Source organism: Nostoc sp., assembly GCF_036917555.1.
Lineage (GTDB): Bacteria > Cyanobacteriota > Cyanobacteriia > Cyanobacteriales > Nostocaceae > Nostoc.
In genome coordinates this window covers 212,920-230,340 of sequence record NZ_JBALDD010000023.1, presented here as the reverse complement: position 1 = coordinate 230,340, position 17,421 = coordinate 212,920, and the positions used below count along the sequence as shown (strand labels likewise).

Below are 17,421 nucleotides of genomic sequence, written 5' to 3'. Positions count from 1 at the left end.
TTTTAAAAGTCAAAAATTTAATTTTGTCCTAGAACTGTGGATGGCCACAGAAATCCAAAACCTTACTCTTACCCGTCTCCAAAAAAATGACTTAGAAGTTTATAGCCTCCTATGTCGTTTAAGATACTATCGTTATCAAGATATTCCTTCATTATCGGTCGAGGGAGTTTTATGTTTGCTTTGGGATGTACCAGAACAAAAACGTAGAAGTATAATTAAAGCTCTGCAAGATTTGTCTTTAATAGAAGCAAAAAAAGGACAATATTGGCTACATCCGGTAATTCGTGATGAAGCAATTAGTAGATTAAGATTAGCCAGTGAAGAATGGGAATTAGTAAACCGAAAAGCCGCCGAATGTTGGACGCAACGAGTTACACAAATCAAAAATATTACAGATGCATTAACAGCTTTAGAAGCTTATTATCATTATGTAGAAATTAGTGATTTTGAGCAAGCTGGTAATGTAATTTTACAAGGGCGAGGTAAACAGTGGAGTATAGGTTTGCCTTTGGGTTGTTCTTTTTACCAACTGGGACTGCTCCAGAAAAATTTCTCTGTCATTAAACGGATAATAGACGATATAAAATCGCAAGAAAGACTAATTAGACTTTACAATATCCTTGGCTATACATATCGAATTATCGGTTGCATTAGAGAAGCTATAGAATGCTATGAGAAATCAGAAGAAGTATTAGGCAAATTAGATGTCAAGCAAACAAAAATATCTATTTTGTTCAATACAGGACTTTGCAAGCTTGAATTATGGGAAATAGAAGCAGCCGAAGATTGTTTCAATTCTGTTTGTAGCCTTGCTGAACAGAATAGCAACCTTGATGATTATATGACTTATAGTCAATGCTGTCTAGCTTTGATAAAATCACGCTCTGGTAGTGGAGAAGATGCCTTTCATCTTGCTGAAGTTGCTTTTTCTGCGATGTCATCATCAACTAAAGTAACTTTATGGGGAATCGGGCATAGTTTAGTAAGTCTCTGCTTAACTTATAAGAATTTAGGTAATCTTAAAAAATCCTTTGAGTTATGCCAACGAGCTATATTTCATGCTGAAGAAAACAACTTTACCCAAATCAAAGCTAAAGCTATAAGTTCTCTAGCTGAACTTTTTAGAGAACAGGGAGAATTTACCAGAGCAATTTTTTATCATTCACAAGCAATAGAAATTCTTGATAAAATCGGTGCGAAATCAGATTTAGCTGAGGCTTATTATCAGTTGGCATTGACTCATAAAAAAATGGGTGAAATTGAGCAGAGTCGGGAAAGTTTTGTGCAAGCAGTCGCACTCTTTAACGAAATGCAAGCACCCAGGCAAGTTGAGAAAGTACAAACAGCAATGGAGTATTTTGAAAAATAAGCAATACTATTTGCTTTTAACTGGCGATTTTACCGCTAATAGCCTCTCCAATCTCCATCAGTGTCTCTTTCTCTTCAGGAGTAAATTCGTAGGTAACTGGCTTGCCAATGCCCAAGATACCATGCAATTGACCATTCAGCATCAGTGGCACTGCGATCGAGCCTTCTACTTTCGTTTCTTTTGCTGAGGGCCTCGCCACTCCTGATTCATCGGTTTGCAGGTTGCAAATCTGTACGGGTCGCTTGCGTTCGGCGGCGACACCAGCCATTCCTTTGCCAATAGGAATTACCGTCATTTTAGGCAAAAGCAATTCTGGAATGCCTTGGTAAGCCTTTAGGTGCAATAACTGGCTATCTTGATTTAGGGTATGGATGCTACCTGTAGAACAGTCGAAAGCGGCCAGGATTTCGGTAAGCAGTTGGTTCCAGTCGATGGCAGACCCTTCATCAGTCAGGATATCAAAAATGGTTTTGGTATCTGAAGTCATAGTCGCAGGAAATAAAGTTTGCTCGTAAACGCGGAAAGTAATTAGGAAATCACTTAGTAAAACCAATCTCCCCTTTCTACATTCCGTAAAAAGTCAGGGTAATTCATGGGGCGATCGCACTTGGAGAGGTCTGTTGTCTCCATAATTAATATAGATACAAGGCGTGTGATGATTAGAGGTTTTATGTCCCTAACGCTTGAAGACTTGGAACAAATGCAGCAACAGTATCCCGACTTTCGCATGGAACTAGTCAAGGGTAATATTATTGTTATGAGTCCATCAGGATACGAATCAGATGAAGTTGCAGCTGCGATGATTGCCCAGTTATCTAACTGGGTTAGACCGCGCAAACTGGGACGAACAGCAGCTTCTAGCGCCGGTTTCAGGTTGCCTAATTCCGATTTGCGCGTACCGGACGCCTCATTTGTTTTAGCCGAACGCTTGCGTCGCAGTCCGAAGTCTTTTGCTCAATTGGCTCCCGATTTGACAGTGGAGGTGAAGTCCCCTAGCGATAATTTAGAGGATCTCAGAGCCAAAATTCAAGAATTTCTGAGTTTGGGAACTAAGGTAGGAATTTTGCTCAATCCAGATGAACGGATTGTTGAAGTCTACAACTTTGAACAAGAGGCAATAATACTTCGTGATGGCGATGTTTTAACAGTTCCCGAACTGCTCCCAGGATGGGAAGTACCAATTGCAGATTTGTGGCCTCTAGAGTTTGACTAGGATAGTGGTAAAAAATCCTACAGACATAAATGGATGGAATTAGAAGTTTATGCGATCGCTTTCAGTACAGATGGCAAAACTTTGATTAGTGGCGGTAAAGATAAAATTATCAATATTTGACAACTACCATAGTGATTTAGTCTCTCATCAACTGAGGGACGGTAGAATATACCTAATTTTCGTAGCTTCAAAAGCCAAACTATGACGATGCATTCCATACTTCAACGTGCATTTACTAACCGCCGCGTTCTAAAAGTGATCAGCGGTTTGAATAACTTCGATGCCGCTAGCGTCGCTGCTACCGTCAAAGCTGCTGAATTTGGCGGTGCTACTTTTGTCGATATTGCCGCCGATCCAGCTTTAGTTCAGCTAGCTAAAGATTTGACAAATCTACAAATTTGTGTATCATCAGTAGAGCCAGATAAATTTGTGCAAGCAGTGGCGGCTGGTGCTGATTTAATTGAAATCGGGAATTTTGATTCCTTCTATGCTCAAGGACGCCGCTTTGAAGCTCCAGAAGTGCTAGCGCTGACTAAGCAAACCCGCGCTCTCCTCCCGGAAATCACCTTATCTGTCACCGTTCCCCACATCCTGGAACTAGATCAACAAGTACAGCTAGCAGAAGAATTGGTGAAAGCTGGAGCGGATATTATCCAAACCGAAGGCGGTACTAGCAGTAACCCAGTTCACCCCGGAACTCTAGGATTAATTGAAAAAGCTGCTCCCACCTTGGCAGCAGCTTTTGAGATTTCCCGTGTAGTGTCAGTGCCAGTATTGTGTGCTTCCGGCATTTCTAACGTTACCGCACCATTAGCGATCGCGGCTGGTGCTGCTGGTGTTGGTGTTGGTTCCGCCATCAACCAACTCAATAGCGAAGTCGCAATGATTGCCGCTGTGCGCGGCTTAGTAGAAGCCTTAGCGACTGCAAATGCAGTAATGAGTTAAGAGTGATGAGTTAGGAGTGATGAGTTAGGAGTTGAAGAAACTTATTCATTCAAAACTTCTAACTCCTAACTTCTAACTCCTAACTCATAACTTCTTTCAACGCATAAATCACCTGGTCTTGCTGCTGTTGTGTCAGTTCTGGGAACATAGGCAAGGATATAACCTCATGGCAAGCTTGCTCTGCTATTGGTAAGTCGCCAATTTCATAGCCCAGACTTTGATAAACTGGTTGCAAATGTAAAGGGTGGGGATAGTAAATCATTGAACTCACGCCCTGCTCTTGCAATTGACTACGCACCCAATCTCGGTATTTGGCGCTAGCACCATTTCGCCCTTCGCCAGATATGCGAATAGTGTATTGATTCCACACCCCAATACCCCCAGGTAATTCTTGGGGCGGGACAATTCCCGAAACTTGACTAAGGAACTGGTAGTAATAATTGGCAATATCTCGGCGGCGATCATTCCAAATATCTAAATAACGTAGCTTAATCTGCAAAATGGCTGCTTGGAGAGCGTCTAATCGGCTATTTACACCGATTTCTTCGTGTAAATATCGAATCTTACTACCATGATCTCGTAGGATTCGCAATTTAGTAGCGATCGCTGGGTCATTAGTCGTTATTGCTCCGCCATCACCGCAACCACCAAGATTTTTGGTAGGGTAGAAACTAAAGCAACCAATATGTCCAATACTTCCTACTTTTTCATCAGCCCAAATCGCGCCTGTAGACTGAGCGCAATCTTCAATTATTGACAAATTGTGAGACTGAGCGATCGCCATCAATAATGTCATATCCACAGGTTGTCCAAAGAGGTGAACTGGGATAATCGCTTTAGTTTTAGGTGTAATCGCCGCTGCGACTTGCTCCACATCTAAATTAAATGTAGTCGCGTCAATATCAACGAAAACAGGCTTTGCACCGACGGCGCTAATCACTTCAGATGTCGCAATAAAGGTGAAAGGCGTTGTAATCACTTCATCACCTGCACCAATGTCCAAGACTCGTAACGCTAAGTAGAGCGCATCAGTACCAGAATTACAAGCCACACATTCAGTAACAGTATTATAAGCGGCAAACTGTTGTTCAAAGCCTTCGACTAAGGGGCCGCCAATATAGCGGCCGGAAGCTAAAACCTCTAAGACGGCTGCACTTATTTCTGCTTCGATGGTGGTGTATTGCTGCTTAATATCAAAGGCAGGGATGGGATTTACACTTTGGATCATGAGTTCTCATTTTATCGGAAGATACAAAGGATGCACTTCGACAGTCAATTTTTGCTGATTGAATTGTTAATCAAAGAGGAGCTACTAAAAGACTATCGCCCAAGATACGCATCTATTAGGGTTTTTACTTAAATTGTGGTGCAGTAAACCACTGCACATTTTATTTACAGATAGTAGACATACTAGTACTGCAAGGCGGAAGTTAAAAGTTAAAAGTCAAAAGTCAAAAGAATTGTATTCCAAGCTCTTGCGGCATTTGAAATGGTATGTTTATTTCCGCGCCCGCCGTACTAGGTGTTTGCCATGTTAAGGTTGTACCATTTTTGAATTTTGAATTGATGAAAGTGATATATATCAACCAAGATCCAACACATCTGGTCAAAGTTCCTCTTGTGTGGGCTGCTTTGAGAAGAAAATACCAGGAGATAGAGAACCCATGCAGGATCTGATCAAGCTGGATTTTGTGGATTTAGCTATTGCTGTGGGATTGATGGCGATCGCCATTGGTTTATCTGCCTGGGAAAAATTAGGATTAGAGTTGAACCTAGCCCTTGCTACTGGGAGAACCATCTTACAACTTCTTGTATTGGGATACATTTTAGATTTCATCTTGGCTTTAGACAATGCTTGGGCAGTTTTGGCGCTATTAACAATAATGCTGACAATTACGGCGATTGTCGCACGAAATCGCATCAGCCAAAAAATTCCTCATTTGTTGCCTTTGGTGTGGGGTGCAATTTTAATTAGTACCGCCGTGACAGTGTTTTACATCAACTTCTTGATCGTTCAACCAGAGAGATGGTACGAACCACAGTATATAATTCCTCTAGCAGGGATAGTCTTAGGTAATGCTACCAATGCAGCTGCGATCGCAGGCGATCGCCTTGTCAGCACCATTAATTCCAGCCATCTCGAAATAGAAACCCATTTAAGCTTAGGTGCAACTCCAGAGCAAGCAGTTAGCCAATATCGCAAAGACGCCATCAAAGCCGGATTGATTCCTACTCTCAATCAAATGATACTCATAGGTATGGTCGCAATACCAGGAATTACCACCGGACAGTTATTAGCTGGTGTCAAACCTCTAGATGCTGTCTCCTATGAAATTTTGATTATGTTCATGGTTGCTTTTGCTAACTTGTTGACAACAGTTTTAGTCACGAGGGGGTTGTGTCGTCAATTTTTTAATTCTGCCGCACAGTTGGTGAGATGAAGAGTGCTGTTAGCGGATAGCTAAGGTTTAGCCTGTGCTGAGTAGGGTGAAGGAATTAATCTACTCCAAAATAAGTATTTCATCCAGCCTAGAACCAGCTTTTAGATATTGTCTCGTTCCCAGTCGGAGACTGGGAATGCCGTCCTAGAGGCTCCACCTCCCTTGCTGGCGGCAGAGGCGCCAGGAGCAGCATTTCCAGCAAGAGGCTGGAAACGAGGTTTTAAAAGAGTTTCAGCTTAAGTTGACACCAATGGGGATTAATCTACTCCAAAATAAGTATTTCATTTCCTTGTAGGGGTGCACAGCTAGCTATGCGCCCCTTTGAAGTCTCTACACAATTGAAATATAAAAATATTTTGGAAACGCATCTATCCTATGAAGTATTTTATGCAAAGCATAAATAAATCTTTATATGGTTTTTTAAAAATAATCTAATTTCAGTATTCAAACCTGACGCTGTAAAGCTGAAAACTCAACGTATTGCCGTCTATCGGAGATAACAGAACCAAAAGAGGAATGTCATCATAAGGAGATGTACCTTTGGTTAAGGATGTCAAGTAGGTGAAATATTTATTAATATTAATAGATAGTAAATGTAAATTCAGCGTCAGGAATCCGAAAAAATTCCTAATGGCAGGTATTTAGCATCAATCACCAGATTCTTCACCAACGCAACAGAAGATTATGAAAGATCAAAAACGATCAGACTCTAAAGAATTCGTCGGAAATCTCAAGAATGGGATTTGGCTATTTGGCCTGTCATCCTGGGTATTTGGCATTACCGATCGCAGTATTGCTTCATTTGCAGATGGCTATCTATCTGCTTTGGATTTGACGCAACTATTTACAGCGGCTACATTCTTTGTGGCGTGGCTATTTTTGAAACCCACATCCAGAGTGTGAGTTAACTAACTGATTAGTATCGAGTCACTCTTGACGCTAGTCCGATCAAGATTTAGAAAGTTATCTATCTGATGCCATAAGGGGTGCGCCATAGAATGCATAAATTCTTTTGCATTGATCGCAATTAGGGTAATTCGTAAAATCTCCGAATTACCTGATTTCGAGTTCTTACGGGAAAAATCAGGATCTATACCAAGTTTGCACAACCTCTGTGCCAGCATTTGGGCACGTTCTGTCGGCGTTAGTAATTTGATTTTGGTGTATCTAAAAAAATTTTTCTAATTTTCCGGAATTGATTATGCTCAGGTGGTAGTCTTTATCAGATAAGCGATTTATACTGAAACTCTATAACGAACCTCCGGGGAATATAACCCCATTACGGATTAAAAGCCCGGTCTTCATGGCCGGGCTTTTGCCAAGAAAAAAAATTGGGGTAACTCTGGAAAATCCCAGAATTACCCCAATTTTTAAAAGTTACGACTTGTTTTTAACTCCTAACTCCTAACTACTCATTAAATTAAGCAAATGCAGCAGTTGTCACATCGTTATTCGAGAGAATTTCTTGCAACTCTTCGGCGTCTACTGTTTCTTTATCAACCAGCATTTGTGCTAGCTGATCTAGAACGTGGCGGTTGCCTACTAACACTTCTTTAGCGCGTGTATAGGCTACATCTACAAGTTTACGGACTTCTTCATCAATGGCAGCGGCGGTTTCTTCAGAAAAATCGCGCTCTGACATGATATCGCGTCCGAGGAACATGTTACCTTGTTGACGACCAAGGGCAACAGGGCCTAAGCGATCGCTCATCCCAAATCGGGTAATCATTTGACGGGCAACACGGGCTACCTGTTGGAGGTCATTAGAAGCACCAGTGGTAACTTCTTCTTCACCAAAGATTAATTCTTCAGCGAGCCGACCACCCAAAGCCACAGCCATCTGATTTTCCAGATAAGCGCGGCTGTACAAACCAGTGTCCATCCGGTCTTCGCTGGGGGTAAACCAAGTTAAACCACCTGCGCGACCACGAGGAATGATACTAATCTTTTGTACTGGGTCATAGTCAGGCATCAAAGCACCAACTAAAGCGTGACCAGCTTCGTGATATGCCACCAAGGTTTTGCGCTTTTCGCTCATTACCCGGTCTTTCTTCTCTGGCCCAGCTAATACGCGATCAATCGCGTCGTTGATTTCATCCATCGAAATTTCAGTCAAATTCCGGCGTGCTGCCAGAATTGCGGCTTCATTCAACAGGTTGGATAAATCAGCACCAGTAAATCCAGGAGTCCGACGGGCAATTTTATCCAAATCCACATCTTTCGCCAAGGTCTTGCCACGGGCGTGTACCTTGAGGATTTCGCTGCGTCCGGCATAATCAGGACGGTCTACGACAACTTGACGGTCAAAGCGACCAGGACGCAATAAGGCTGCATCTAGAACATCAGGACGGTTGGTAGCGGCAATAATGATGATGCCAGTGTTGCCTTCAAAGCCATCCATTTCTGTGAGCAGCTGGTTGAGGGTTTGTTCCCGCTCATCGTTACCACCACCTAAACCTGCACCCCGTTGACGACCTACAGCGTCAATTTCATCGATGAAGACGATACAAGGAGCATTGGTTTTAGCTTGTTCAAATAAATCGCGGACGCGGGATGCACCCACACCGACGAACATTTCCACAAATTCCGAACCGGAGATTGAGAAGAAGGGTACACCTGCTTCACCAGCTACAGCACGAGCTAGGAGAGTTTTACCTGTACCAGGAGGGCCAACTAATAGCACACCTTTAGGAATTTTTGCACCAACGGCGGTAAAGCGATCGGCGTTTTTCAGAAAGTCTACGACTTCGTTTAATTCCAACTTAGCTTGGTCAATACCAGCAACATCGCCAAATGTCACCTGAGTTTGTGGTTCCATTTGCACTCTAGCTTTAGATTTGCCAAAGTTCATCGCTTGGCTACCTGGGCCACTTTGAGCGCGACGTAGCAAGAAGAATAAGCCAACCAAAAGCAATACAGGGAAAAATAAGCTGCTCAGTGCCTTAAACCAAAATCCTTCGTCGGTTTGGGGCAAAACAGAAATATCAACGCCTTTAGAAGTCAGAGTATTAATCAAATCTGGATCGTTGACTAAGGTAACAATCCGTTTAGCTGGGTCATATTTGGGTGTAACTAGTGCTGTAGAGCGGTCTGCACTCAAACTGACTTTTTCTACTCTGCCTTGCTGAACTTCTTGAATAAAGCGACTATATCGCCATGTCTCTCTGCTTTGGGGTTGTTTGTCAAAAAATGCTGTTCCCAGCGCAATTACGACAATAAACAGCAACGCGTACAGCCCTGCATTTCTCCATCTTTTATTCACTAAGGTCTATCCTCCGGTATTTTTCGCGCCATCGCCTAGCTTCTCTGCTCGCAAAAGTCATTATTAAGAATTATGTTAACTTATCTTAAGATATAACAAATTTGGCGTGGATGTCATGCTAAAAAAAGCTCCCTTATTAGCTGAAAACTATGATGGTAGGGATTACATTGTAGCGACCCTGAAGGCAGATGAACGGTATGAATGGGAATAATTTCTACCACACTATTAGTGTAGGCGATCGCTTCAAATCTCTGGACTAACTCGACGCTCCAAGTTTCTTCTCGCACTGGCTGGTGGTGGTTTTGCAACCAGTTTATAAGTTGCGATCGCATAATTCCTGGCAAAATTCTGGCTGTCAAAGGTGGCGTGTACCAACTGCGATCGCACCATCCCCAAAGGTTGCCTGTACTGGTTTCTAGCCAATTTCCTTGAGCATCGACTAATATTGCTTCTTGAGCATCTGAGCTAGTTTTTGCCAACCAAGCACTCAAATAGTTTCCAGTTTTATGAGAGGGGAGAGAGCGAGAAAATTCTGAACTGGCAATAGCGCATGAAATACCATTATTTTGTTTTTTTGTCAAATTTTGTGGTAAGAATCTACCAGTTATCCATTCCCGTCCATCGGGAAAGAGGGTAATTCGGAGAACAGGAAAGTGTACCAGAAGAGTTTGAGCGCCTTGACGCAGACGGTTCCAATCGGGTTGCTGCCAGCCAAAAGTTTGTAATGAGAAAAGTAAGCGATCGCAATGTGCTTGCCAATTAGTTAAATTACTATCTAGGGAGTTCTCATAAACCCGCAATGTTGTAAAAACAGTTGCTCCATAAAGTAAACCTGGATCGTTAATGTTTAATTCTAGGGTTTGAGAGTGAATTAATTCGCCGTCATACCAGAAAATACTATTTGTCACAACCAAAGTGCTTATCGCTACAACTCCATTGAAAAATGATGACTTGTGATGCTCATACGCTGCATGAGATAAAACCTGTGGGCTGCAAATCGCTGAACACTAGAATCCAGACTCAGGTGTTTACAGTCATGATTTCTGGCATATTCAATTAGCCACTGAAATAACTGTTGACCATAGCTGTGTGACCGCTTCAACTCATCAACAACTAAATCATCAATGTATAAAAGCTTTCCCGATGCTAAACAATTAGAAATGCGAAATCCAGCGACTGCTACAGCTTGCTTTCCTACTTCCAAGAATGCAAGTTGATATCCTTCTTTCATTTGATATCGAACTTGTTCTACAAACCTAGTCTGCTCAAGGTGAGGGCGCAACTGAGAGATAACAGGAAAACACCCTAATATTTGAAAGTCAGATTCTGCCAATTGTATTGACATCGCTATTACCTTACTCAATCATGCGTGAGAAATTTGAAACTAATTAGGTGAATATAATTCTCTACTGCACTTGCAGCAACTCATAATAAATAATAATTTAATCTTTAGGGGGAAATATAATTTTATAATTACCTTCAGGAGTTATAACTATTTTTCCTCCCAAGGCTTCGATTTCCTTAATTGCGCGTTTCTGAGTTCTTTCATCAGCATGATTATTTAAAACCATTGACCATGTAGAAATTTGAGCATATTTACTGTTAGGATTTAGACTCAGAAATTTAGCAGTTCTTTGGGAAGTATTAGCTATAAGCTGACTTTCTGGATCTGAAAATTTACTTGCCCAGTTTGCCGCCGTTGCAAAAGACTGTTGGGCAGCTTGAGCGTTGCCTAAAAATAATAACTCATCAACTCCTTTAAAACGCCATATATAATAAGACTTTTGGGGAACTGACGGAGATATTGATTTTAAGCCTTTCTCTGATAGTGCGATCGCACGTTCTGGCATACCAGCATACAATGAAGTACTAATCGAAAGACTGCGATACGCTGCTAAAAATCGCGGATCGCGTTTTAGAATAACTTTAAAATATTCTGGACTTAAACTGTAACCTGTTTTATCCCGAACTTCATCATCTCCAAAATATTGGAGAAAATTGAGATATACCAAATCTGCAATGAAGTTATCATAACCAAAGCTAGGCATTTTTTCGAGAAAATTAAGACGGCTATCTTCAGATTTTATTTCTTTTTCTAGAGTTTTCAAAGAGGCAGATTGTTTTCTATTTATTAGTTTTTGCAATTGGGGGAATTGAATCAAGCCAACTCCTAAAATACACATAGAAATTACAAAAGGTGTAGCAAAAGCTTGACGAGATAACAACATATTTTCCTTGGCTTTATGATCGCAGTCATATCATTGTATACATAGTGGTATAAGAAAAGTCAGGCCTACTTGTGCGTCTTAGCTTTGCTAAGTAAGATAAAAAAAGTTGACTCAAATAAACTAATTTTATTACATAGTGCCTATTGATACTTTAATTTATCTTTGCTCTGAGATATATTTGGGTGTTATTTGTATAAAAGTAATATCTAATTTATGCCGATTGGAACGAAACGCCCAAAAGCTAATTAAATAATTATTTCAGAATCATGCTACTTAGGACAATGGGGAAACCCTACGGCAGTGCTGGATGCACTGCAACGCAGTTCTTCCAAAATCTAAAATGGTATTATTCTTTTTCTAAGATAAATTTGGCTTTTGGAAATCATAAATTTTTTTAGTAAAAATTTCTTAAAATATTAAGTTGTTTTGACTTTAATTACTTTTCTTTAGTAAAAGCCTTAAAATTTTTGACATAACCTATAGTTGTATCTTGTTTATATTTAAATCTATCTGTAACCTCTAAAACATCATGGTGAATAATACTCTTAACGAAAACACAGAAATTAATGGTCAAGCCATAGAAAATGGGGAAAGTAATAGTCAATATAGCAAACCAAGTAGTGAATTTAAAATAAAAGTTAAAAAGCTGAATAGTAAGGGAGAAGGATTCAATATTGATGAAATTATTGATGCTATTCAAACAGCAATAGTTGAAGTTGTCGAGCTAGAAATTACCACTTGGGTTCCAGAATCATCTACTCAGTTAGAACAACCACAAGGGCAGCAAATTGCTCAAACAGGTAATCGAATGCACACTATAATCAATCTAATTGATGGTGATATAAATAATGAAGTTGGTAGTCAATTTGTTGGTAGTGGCCCATATACAGAACTTCGCGAATTTCATCTAACTCAAATCAAAGAAAGTCGGGAGATTATGCAAAAAAATATAGAAAGTTTGCAGAAATTGTATGGATTTTTTATAGAAATTATGAAATCTCGTAAAACTTCACAACAATCGCTATCTCGTCCCCAGTAGTTGATATTTATTAATTGATATTAACCCAAAAATACTTACAGGATATGAGCTTATCTTAACCTGTAGGTTAATTTGCTTTAGAGAAATCAAGGAAATTATAACTATGCCTAACAAAATTCAAGAACAAGCCAAAGATTTGCTAGAAAAAGTAGTTTCATCTGTACATGGATTAGTTGATGATATTACAGCTTTAGAAGTAAATACAATGGTTGTAGACCAAATTACTGGCGCAAAGTTTAACGCTTGGCAAGCGTATGAAGAGATTTATTCAATAAATGACAAAGACTACTTTGATAGCAAAGGAATTCCAAATCCAGACGATTTAATAGAGCCAGAAAAAACTCAAGCTCAAGAGCTACGCAAGCGTTATACAAGTCTATTTTCACAACTTGAAAGAGAATATTTTTATATTCTCCTTGAACAAAGTACTGAGACTAGTGAGCCAGACTCTAGAATCATACAATATCAGGAGCGTCTTAAATATCAGGTAGAACATAAAGCAAATATTGTTCCAACTGATGAGGTATACATAAAGTTAGCTCGACCAATACTGCCTGCTCCAACTCCTGTTGCAGATCAAGAAGATAATAATCCAAAAAAATTGCGGCAAAGGTGGCAAGAGATTGAAGAACTTTTGAATAATGATAAATTTATTCGTACACTGCGGAAAATGTCTGAACTAAAAGCGGCACTTAATAGTGACAACATTACCAGTGTAGATATTGATATTATTTATGCTCAAACTGTTATGCAGTTAGATGGAGATATTATTAGTCGTTACCATAAAAAGCTATTTCAATTATCTGAAGGGGATAGAGATTTAATCCTAAAAATACATAATGAAGGGGTAGTTGCTGGAGAGAAACAGTGGCGTGGAACACTAGATTTTCTGATTGGTATTATACAAAATATCGCAAAATTATCCCGACAATGAACGCTGATAAAATACACACAGATCGTGAAGCTGATGTTCAACTCTCTTTTTTTGTGCAAATACCTCAAGGCACTCCAATTGAACTTGAAATTAAGGTTGAGCCAGGACAGTATGCTTTTTATCTAAATAAGGCAGTTTTAAAACAAATTGAGGAAGCGCGAAAAATAGGCTGCTCTGTGTACATTCCGCCGAAATTAATAGCTTATCTTTTGTATTACAACTGCTTTAGTGATAATTTTATGCAATACCAAAAGTTAGGAGTTGCTAAAAAAAACTTTAAAAACTTAAAAATTTTTGACGACACTTTTATAGTAAGTTTTATCAAATTAGTTTGGAGTAAATCATTACAAAATAAATCAACGTTACAGTCCGGACTTACTTTTAATTTGTATTATCGAGAAGATACATCAACTTTACATTTGTGGAAAGAAGAAGATATTGTTTTACAAAGTAATATCTTATTTTATGGTGACATACTTCACAAAGTCAGGAGTAGTTTTATCCAAAATACTGAGTGTTTAAATATTGTTTATATACATTATTGGCTTATTGAAAAAATACTAAGTTATCTTCAGACTAAATTAAATTTATTAGCTTGGGAACTAGCTTCACTTTTCCCTGCTGCTTTTTTCACTTGGAAATTACATTTAGCACTTTCACTATCAATACTTGTTGGGCTAGTAACATCTTTTGTATTTGCTACTATTCGCCATTGGCTTGTTAATCAACTTCCCAGATGGACTTCTATTCATTCTCAATATCGGAATTGGCTGGCATGGGGACTAAGTTGTGTCACTTCTAGTATTTTTATTTTTACTCCCACTGATTTCTTATTTTTGCTGTTTTTGTCACTAATTGGGCCATTATTACAATGGTTTTTTAGTTTTATAGTATGGCAAATTGGTAAAGGCTTTATGCGTTGGTTACTAGCTTGAAAATCGGGTATGAGGCATTGAAAAAGATATTTTTTTGTGAAAGACTATTTTCAGACAAAGATTAGGTTAGCTGAAATATTAAAACAATCTTACCCAAATTAAATCAGACTTTCTAATTACGTTTCAATAACTGCCAACACTGCCCGGCGATCGCCCAATCTTCTTGAGTATGAATAACTAATATCCGTACTAATGAGTCGGCTGTAGCAATATCCTCATCCACAGGCTGCTGTTGATTTTTCTCAAGGTCTATTTTCAGTCCGATAAATCCAAAAGCTTCACAGGCGGCTTGGTGAATTTCCGCAGAGTGTTCACCCACACCTGCTGTGAATACTAAAGCATCTAATCCGCCCAAACTAGTGAGCATTGCGCCAATACCAGAACGCAAGCGATGCACGTAGATATCCCACGCCAGTTGAGCGCGGGAATTACCTTGAGCGTAGGCGTAGCCCGTCCTAGACATCGCTTCTCTCACTTCACGCATATCGCTAGATACACCCGAAATTCCCTTTAACCCAGAAGCTTTATTTAATACCTCATCCAACTTTTCGATAGAGTAATTGCAGTGCCGCAACAGATAAATCAGAATCCCCGGATCGACTGAACCAGAACGATTACCCATCATCAATCCTTCTACGGGCGTGAATCCCATCGTGGTATCAATACTGCGACCATTTTTAATCGCTGCTAAAGAGCAACCATTGCCCAGATGACAGATAAATAATTAACCGCTCAGATGCAACATCTCGACCGAGAATTTGGACAGCACGTTCAGAACAGTATTGATGACTGATACCATGAAACCCGTAGCGACGAATACCTTGCTCTACCCACTGATATGGGCCGGGATAGATTGCTGCTGCATCGGGTAAAGTAGCATGAAATCCGGTATCAAAGACTGCTACTTGAGTGACATCTTTTAAGATTTGTTCAATTGCTTCTATGCCTTCTAGACCCACTGGATTATGTTCTGGAGCCAGGTTAGACAGATCAGCGATCGCCTTTTTGACATCCTCCGTAATGACCACACTATCTCGATAATCTTCTTCACCATGTACTATCCGATGCCCCACCACATCGATTTCTGACAAGCGATCGATTACCTTGATAGCATCATGATTAAGTGTATTGAGCATATAGGTGAGGTGCGCCTGTGGTGAATCACCAGAGATTGATTTTTGCAGCGTTCCACCCGTAGCAGTTTTCACCTCAATTTCTGCCACACCCCGATCTTGAGTCCAGTTGATTTTCCCGAACCAAAGAGGTTGGGGTGCTTGGGTGGGCAGAGTTTCATTTGCAATTTCATATAGACAACTCTTTTGGCTGCTCGATCCGGCATTCAGTACCAATATCTTCATAGTGACAACAGAAAAACATCACCTCCTTTGATGTGCCACTAAATCTGGCTTCATGCTTAGTACAGTTTTGCGTAAAAGTGTAGCGTTTTTAATGCAGGGGAACGCATTAACAATGTAAGCTGACACATTAACAGTAGTTTTCTCAACAATGGATAAGGGTTTTAAGAGTATGCAAGAAAGGAAACCCCCTACTGAAATCGTTATACTAACTGTGGGAGGCTGTTTATCTATCCAGCCAGATTCCATAGTTGTGTTTTTTTATAGCTTGTTGCACTATGTCTTTCTTCAAAACCCCGCTGATTGGTTTAAAAGCTGACTCATTTCGTCATCCATTAGACCTGGAAGCTACCAGAGCGCTCAAGCAGATACCAGGCATAGATATGTTGGTGCGAAATTGGCTTGGGCCAATGGCAGAGCAGGTTTTCTATGTGGAAAATATTGCCTCTAGCATTTTGGTGGGTGAAAAGCAACTGCCTGATTTATACAAACTGTTGTTAGATGCCTGTAAAATCCTGGATATAGATCCTCCCCAGTTGTACGTCCGGCAACATCCGGCTCCCAACGCTTATACTTTTGCTGTGCGAGGTAAGCAGCCTTTTGTTGTGCTACACACTTCTTTGATTGATATTCTCACACCAGAGGAAATACAGGCAGTAATCGCCCATGAGTTGGGTCATCTCAAGTGTGACCATAGCGTTTACTTGACACCTGTAAATTTACTAATATTAGCTGCGGCGATTGTGCCCAATGTCGGTACTTTTGTTGCTCAAGCCATACAGGCGCAACTTTTGGAATGGGTACGTTGTGCTGAGTTTACTTGCGATCGCGCTGCATTACTAGCAACCCAAGACCCGAAAGTGGTCATGTCGGTGTTGATGAAGTTGGCAGGTGGTTCTCCCACCTTAGCGCCCCAACTGAATCTCGATGCCTTTGTTGCCCAAGCCCGCGCTTACGATGATATTAGCAAGACAGAACTGGGTGAAATGGTTAAAGCTGCCCGTACAGCCCAATTAACGCATCCAGTGCCAGTACTGCGGGCACGAGAAATTGACCGTTGGGCAAGTAGCACAGAATATCAAACTCTGTTGCAAAGTCACGGACTGAAGTCTACTAATAATGAAGTTGCACCCAAAGGTGGATGGCGCAATTGGTAGAGCTACTATTTACAACCGCTTTTTCGCTACATACACCGTATTTCAGGTAAATGAAGTACATCAGTCGGGGCACAGCCATGTTCCTTACGATTATCTGTACCTCACCCTGACTTTTCACGGCATCTGGAAAACCTCACTTCTATTTCTCTCTCCTAAAAGGAGGAGCCACTGCGCCCTTGCGCTCTGCCGACTTGTTCGCGTAGCGTCTTTGACAGGAGAAGCACGTGGCGTCAGAGACTTTGAATTTTCCCCCTTCCCGCCACAGGTTGGGGGTTAGGGGGTTAGGTTTTTGATGGACTTTTCCACATAACGTGAAAAGTTAGGTACCTCACCAAGTTGCAATCTGCTGTAAGTACAAAAGTGTTAATAGATCGAAATACCAATTTGAAAAAAGAATGCGATAAATAGACCATTTGTAGAGACGCGATGAATCGTGTCTCTACCCAAGTATGTGTTGCAATCATTAATTGAATTGGTATAAGAAGCGATCGCATTTTGGCGATCGCTTCCTCTTGTCATCGAAAAACGCAAATTTTACCTACA

The 17,421-nt window shown here is 40.5% G+C and carries 18 protein-coding genes and 1 pseudogene; 10 read left to right on the top strand and 9 right to left on the bottom strand.

Going from position 1 to position 17,421, the window contains the following annotated elements; translation table 11 throughout:
- The first annotated feature begins 40 nt into the window (after positions 1–40).
- Positions 41–1,369: a tetratricopeptide repeat protein gene (locus tag V7K60_RS09595; RefSeq protein WP_334924942.1), complete on the top strand. Its 1,329-nt coding sequence runs from the start codon at positions 41–43 to the stop codon at positions 1,367–1,369.
- A 16-nt stretch (positions 1,370–1,385) separates the two neighbouring features.
- Here V7K60_RS09595 and V7K60_RS09590 read toward each other — a convergent pair whose 3' ends face one another.
- On the bottom strand, positions 1,386–1,856 hold the full coding sequence (locus tag V7K60_RS09590; protein WP_334924940.1) for a GAF domain-containing protein: 471 nt from the start codon (positions 1,854–1,856) through the stop codon (positions 1,386–1,388).
- A gap of 183 nt (positions 1,857–2,039) precedes the next feature.
- On the opposite strand from V7K60_RS09590, the gene V7K60_RS09585 reads away from it, so the two are divergent.
- Entirely contained in the window at positions 2,040–2,582 is a 543-nt protein-coding gene (locus V7K60_RS09585; protein WP_334924938.1) for a Uma2 family endonuclease, read from the top strand.
- Between the two features lie 47 nt (positions 2,583–2,629).
- On the opposite strand, the gene V7K60_RS09580 is transcribed toward V7K60_RS09585, so the two are convergent.
- Positions 2,630–2,800: a hypothetical protein gene (locus V7K60_RS09580; RefSeq protein ID WP_334924936.1), complete on the bottom strand. Its 171-nt coding sequence runs from the start codon at positions 2,798–2,800 to the stop codon at positions 2,630–2,632.
- Between V7K60_RS09580 and V7K60_RS09575 the strand changes: the two genes are divergently transcribed.
- Complete coding sequence (locus V7K60_RS09575; protein ID WP_334924935.1) at positions 2,784–3,527, top strand: DUF561 domain-containing protein; 744 nt, start codon at positions 2,784–2,786, stop codon at positions 3,525–3,527. The two genes, V7K60_RS09580 and V7K60_RS09575, sit on opposite strands and share 17 nt — an antisense overlap.
- A 79-nt stretch (positions 3,528–3,606) precedes the next feature.
- On the opposite strand, the gene V7K60_RS09570 is transcribed toward V7K60_RS09575, so the two are convergent.
- Complete coding sequence (locus V7K60_RS09570) at positions 3,607–4,755, bottom strand: DegT/DnrJ/EryC1/StrS family aminotransferase (RefSeq protein WP_334924933.1); 1,149 nt, start codon at positions 4,753–4,755, stop codon at positions 3,607–3,609.
- Between the two features lie 436 nt (positions 4,756–5,191).
- Here V7K60_RS09570 and V7K60_RS09565 point away from each other — a divergent pair, with 436 nt between their 5' ends.
- Both V7K60_RS09565 and V7K60_RS09560 read left to right on the top strand, forming a co-directional pair.
- The gene (locus V7K60_RS09565; protein WP_334924931.1) at positions 5,192–5,968 is read left to right on the top strand and encodes an ABC transporter permease; all 777 of its coding nucleotides are present in this window, start codon (positions 5,192–5,194) and stop codon (positions 5,966–5,968) included.
- 684 nt (positions 5,969–6,652) lie between these two features.
- Positions 6,653–6,871 (top strand): hypothetical protein, encoded by a 219-nt coding sequence (locus V7K60_RS09560; protein WP_094350008.1) that lies wholly within the window; start codon positions 6,653–6,655, stop codon positions 6,869–6,871.
- Positions 6,872–7,388: 517 nt separating this feature from the next.
- Here V7K60_RS09560 and ftsH3 read toward each other — a convergent pair.
- The 4 genes from ftsH3 to V7K60_RS09540 form a co-directional block, all read right to left on the bottom strand.
- Positions 7,389–9,230: an ATP-dependent zinc metalloprotease FtsH3 gene (gene ftsH3, locus V7K60_RS09555; protein ID WP_334924929.1), complete on the bottom strand. Its 1,842-nt coding sequence runs from the start codon at positions 9,228–9,230 to the stop codon at positions 7,389–7,391.
- Positions 9,231–9,343: 113 nt separating this feature from the next.
- Positions 9,344–10,138, bottom strand: coding sequence for an aminotransferase class IV (locus tag V7K60_RS09550; protein ID WP_334924928.1), 795 nt, complete (start codon positions 10,136–10,138; stop codon positions 9,344–9,346).
- A gap of 17 nt (positions 10,139–10,155) precedes the next feature.
- Positions 10,156–10,575: a GNAT family N-acetyltransferase gene (locus V7K60_RS09545; RefSeq protein WP_334924926.1), complete on the bottom strand. Its 420-nt coding sequence runs from the start codon at positions 10,573–10,575 to the stop codon at positions 10,156–10,158.
- A gap of 97 nt (positions 10,576–10,672) precedes the next feature.
- Positions 10,673–11,458, bottom strand: a complete 786-nt coding sequence (locus tag V7K60_RS09540; RefSeq protein WP_334924925.1) for a hypothetical protein — start codon at positions 11,456–11,458, stop codon at positions 10,673–10,675.
- A gap of 529 nt (positions 11,459–11,987) precedes the next feature.
- Here V7K60_RS09540 and V7K60_RS09535 point away from each other — a divergent pair.
- The 3 genes from V7K60_RS09535 to V7K60_RS09525 all read left to right on the top strand — a co-directional run bounded on the left by V7K60_RS09535 (position 11,988) and on the right by V7K60_RS09525 (position 14,366).
- Entirely contained in the window at positions 11,988–12,497 is a 510-nt protein-coding gene (locus tag V7K60_RS09535; RefSeq protein WP_334924923.1) for a hypothetical protein, read from the top strand.
- A 103-nt stretch (positions 12,498–12,600) separates the two neighbouring features.
- A complete protein-coding gene (locus V7K60_RS09530; protein WP_334924921.1) occupies positions 12,601–13,431 on the top strand; it encodes a hypothetical protein in 831 nt (276 codons plus the stop codon).
- Entirely contained in the window at positions 13,428–14,366 is a 939-nt protein-coding gene (locus V7K60_RS09525) for a hypothetical protein (RefSeq protein ID WP_334924919.1), read from the top strand. The genes V7K60_RS09530 and V7K60_RS09525 overlap by 4 nt, the downstream gene beginning before the upstream one ends.
- 112 nt (positions 14,367–14,478) lie before the next feature.
- Here V7K60_RS09525 and V7K60_RS09520 read toward each other — a convergent pair.
- Positions 14,479–15,724 (bottom strand): annotated as a pseudogene (locus tag V7K60_RS09520) (acetate kinase).
- A gap of 275 nt (positions 15,725–15,999) precedes the next feature.
- Here V7K60_RS09520 and V7K60_RS09515 point away from each other — a divergent pair.
- Positions 16,000–16,878, top strand: a complete 879-nt coding sequence (locus tag V7K60_RS09515) for a M48 family metallopeptidase (protein WP_322729311.1) — start codon at positions 16,000–16,002, stop codon at positions 16,876–16,878.
- Positions 16,841–17,155 carry a hypothetical protein gene (locus V7K60_RS09510; RefSeq protein WP_334924915.1) on the top strand — a complete coding sequence of 105 codons (315 nt, stop codon included), beginning with the start codon at positions 16,841–16,843 and terminating at the stop codon, positions 17,153–17,155. The genes V7K60_RS09515 and V7K60_RS09510 overlap by 38 nt, the downstream gene beginning before the upstream one ends.
- Positions 17,156–17,241: 86 nt before the next feature.
- On the opposite strand, the gene V7K60_RS09505 is transcribed toward V7K60_RS09510, so the two are convergent.
- Entirely contained in the window at positions 17,242–17,397 is a 156-nt protein-coding gene (locus V7K60_RS09505) for a hypothetical protein (protein ID WP_334924913.1), read from the bottom strand.
- Between the last annotated feature and the right edge of the window lie 24 nt (positions 17,398–17,421).

Bases quoted from the DNA above. Each gene is read 5' to 3' on its own strand.
- V7K60_RS09595 (WP_334924942.1), top strand. From the start codon at position 41: ATGGCCACAGAAATCCAAAACCTTACTCTTACCCGTCTCCAAAAAAAT.
- V7K60_RS09590 (WP_334924940.1), bottom strand. From the start codon at position 1,856: ATGACTTCAGATACCAAAACCATTTTTGATATCCTGACTGATGAAGGG.
- V7K60_RS09585 (WP_334924938.1), top strand. From the start codon at position 2,040: ATGTCCCTAACGCTTGAAGACTTGGAACAAATGCAGCAACAGTATCCC.
- V7K60_RS09575 (WP_334924935.1), top strand. From the start codon at position 2,784: ATGACGATGCATTCCATACTTCAACGTGCATTTACTAACCGCCGCGTT.
- V7K60_RS09580 (WP_334924936.1), bottom strand. From the start codon at position 2,800: ATGGAATGCATCGTCATAGTTTGGCTTTTGAAGCTACGAAAATTAGGT.
- V7K60_RS09570 (WP_334924933.1), bottom strand. From the start codon at position 4,755: ATGATCCAAAGTGTAAATCCCATCCCTGCCTTTGATATTAAGCAGCAA.
- V7K60_RS09565 (WP_334924931.1), top strand. From the start codon at position 5,192: ATGCAGGATCTGATCAAGCTGGATTTTGTGGATTTAGCTATTGCTGTG.
- V7K60_RS09560 (WP_094350008.1), top strand. From the start codon at position 6,653: ATGAAAGATCAAAAACGATCAGACTCTAAAGAATTCGTCGGAAATCTC.
- V7K60_RS09545 (WP_334924926.1), bottom strand. From the start codon at position 10,575: ATGTCAATACAATTGGCAGAATCTGACTTTCAAATATTAGGGTGTTTT.
- V7K60_RS09540 (WP_334924925.1), bottom strand. From the start codon at position 11,458: ATGTTGTTATCTCGTCAAGCTTTTGCTACACCTTTTGTAATTTCTATG.
- V7K60_RS09535 (WP_334924923.1), top strand. From the start codon at position 11,988: ATGGTGAATAATACTCTTAACGAAAACACAGAAATTAATGGTCAAGCC.
- V7K60_RS09530 (WP_334924921.1), top strand. From the start codon at position 12,601: ATGCCTAACAAAATTCAAGAACAAGCCAAAGATTTGCTAGAAAAAGTA.
- V7K60_RS09525 (WP_334924919.1), top strand. From the start codon at position 13,428: ATGAACGCTGATAAAATACACACAGATCGTGAAGCTGATGTTCAACTC.
- V7K60_RS09515 (WP_322729311.1), top strand. From the start codon at position 16,000: ATGTCTTTCTTCAAAACCCCGCTGATTGGTTTAAAAGCTGACTCATTT.
- V7K60_RS09510 (WP_334924915.1), top strand. From the start codon at position 16,841: ATGAAGTTGCACCCAAAGGTGGATGGCGCAATTGGTAGAGCTACTATT.
- V7K60_RS09505 (WP_334924913.1), bottom strand. From the start codon at position 17,397: ATGACAAGAGGAAGCGATCGCCAAAATGCGATCGCTTCTTATACCAAT.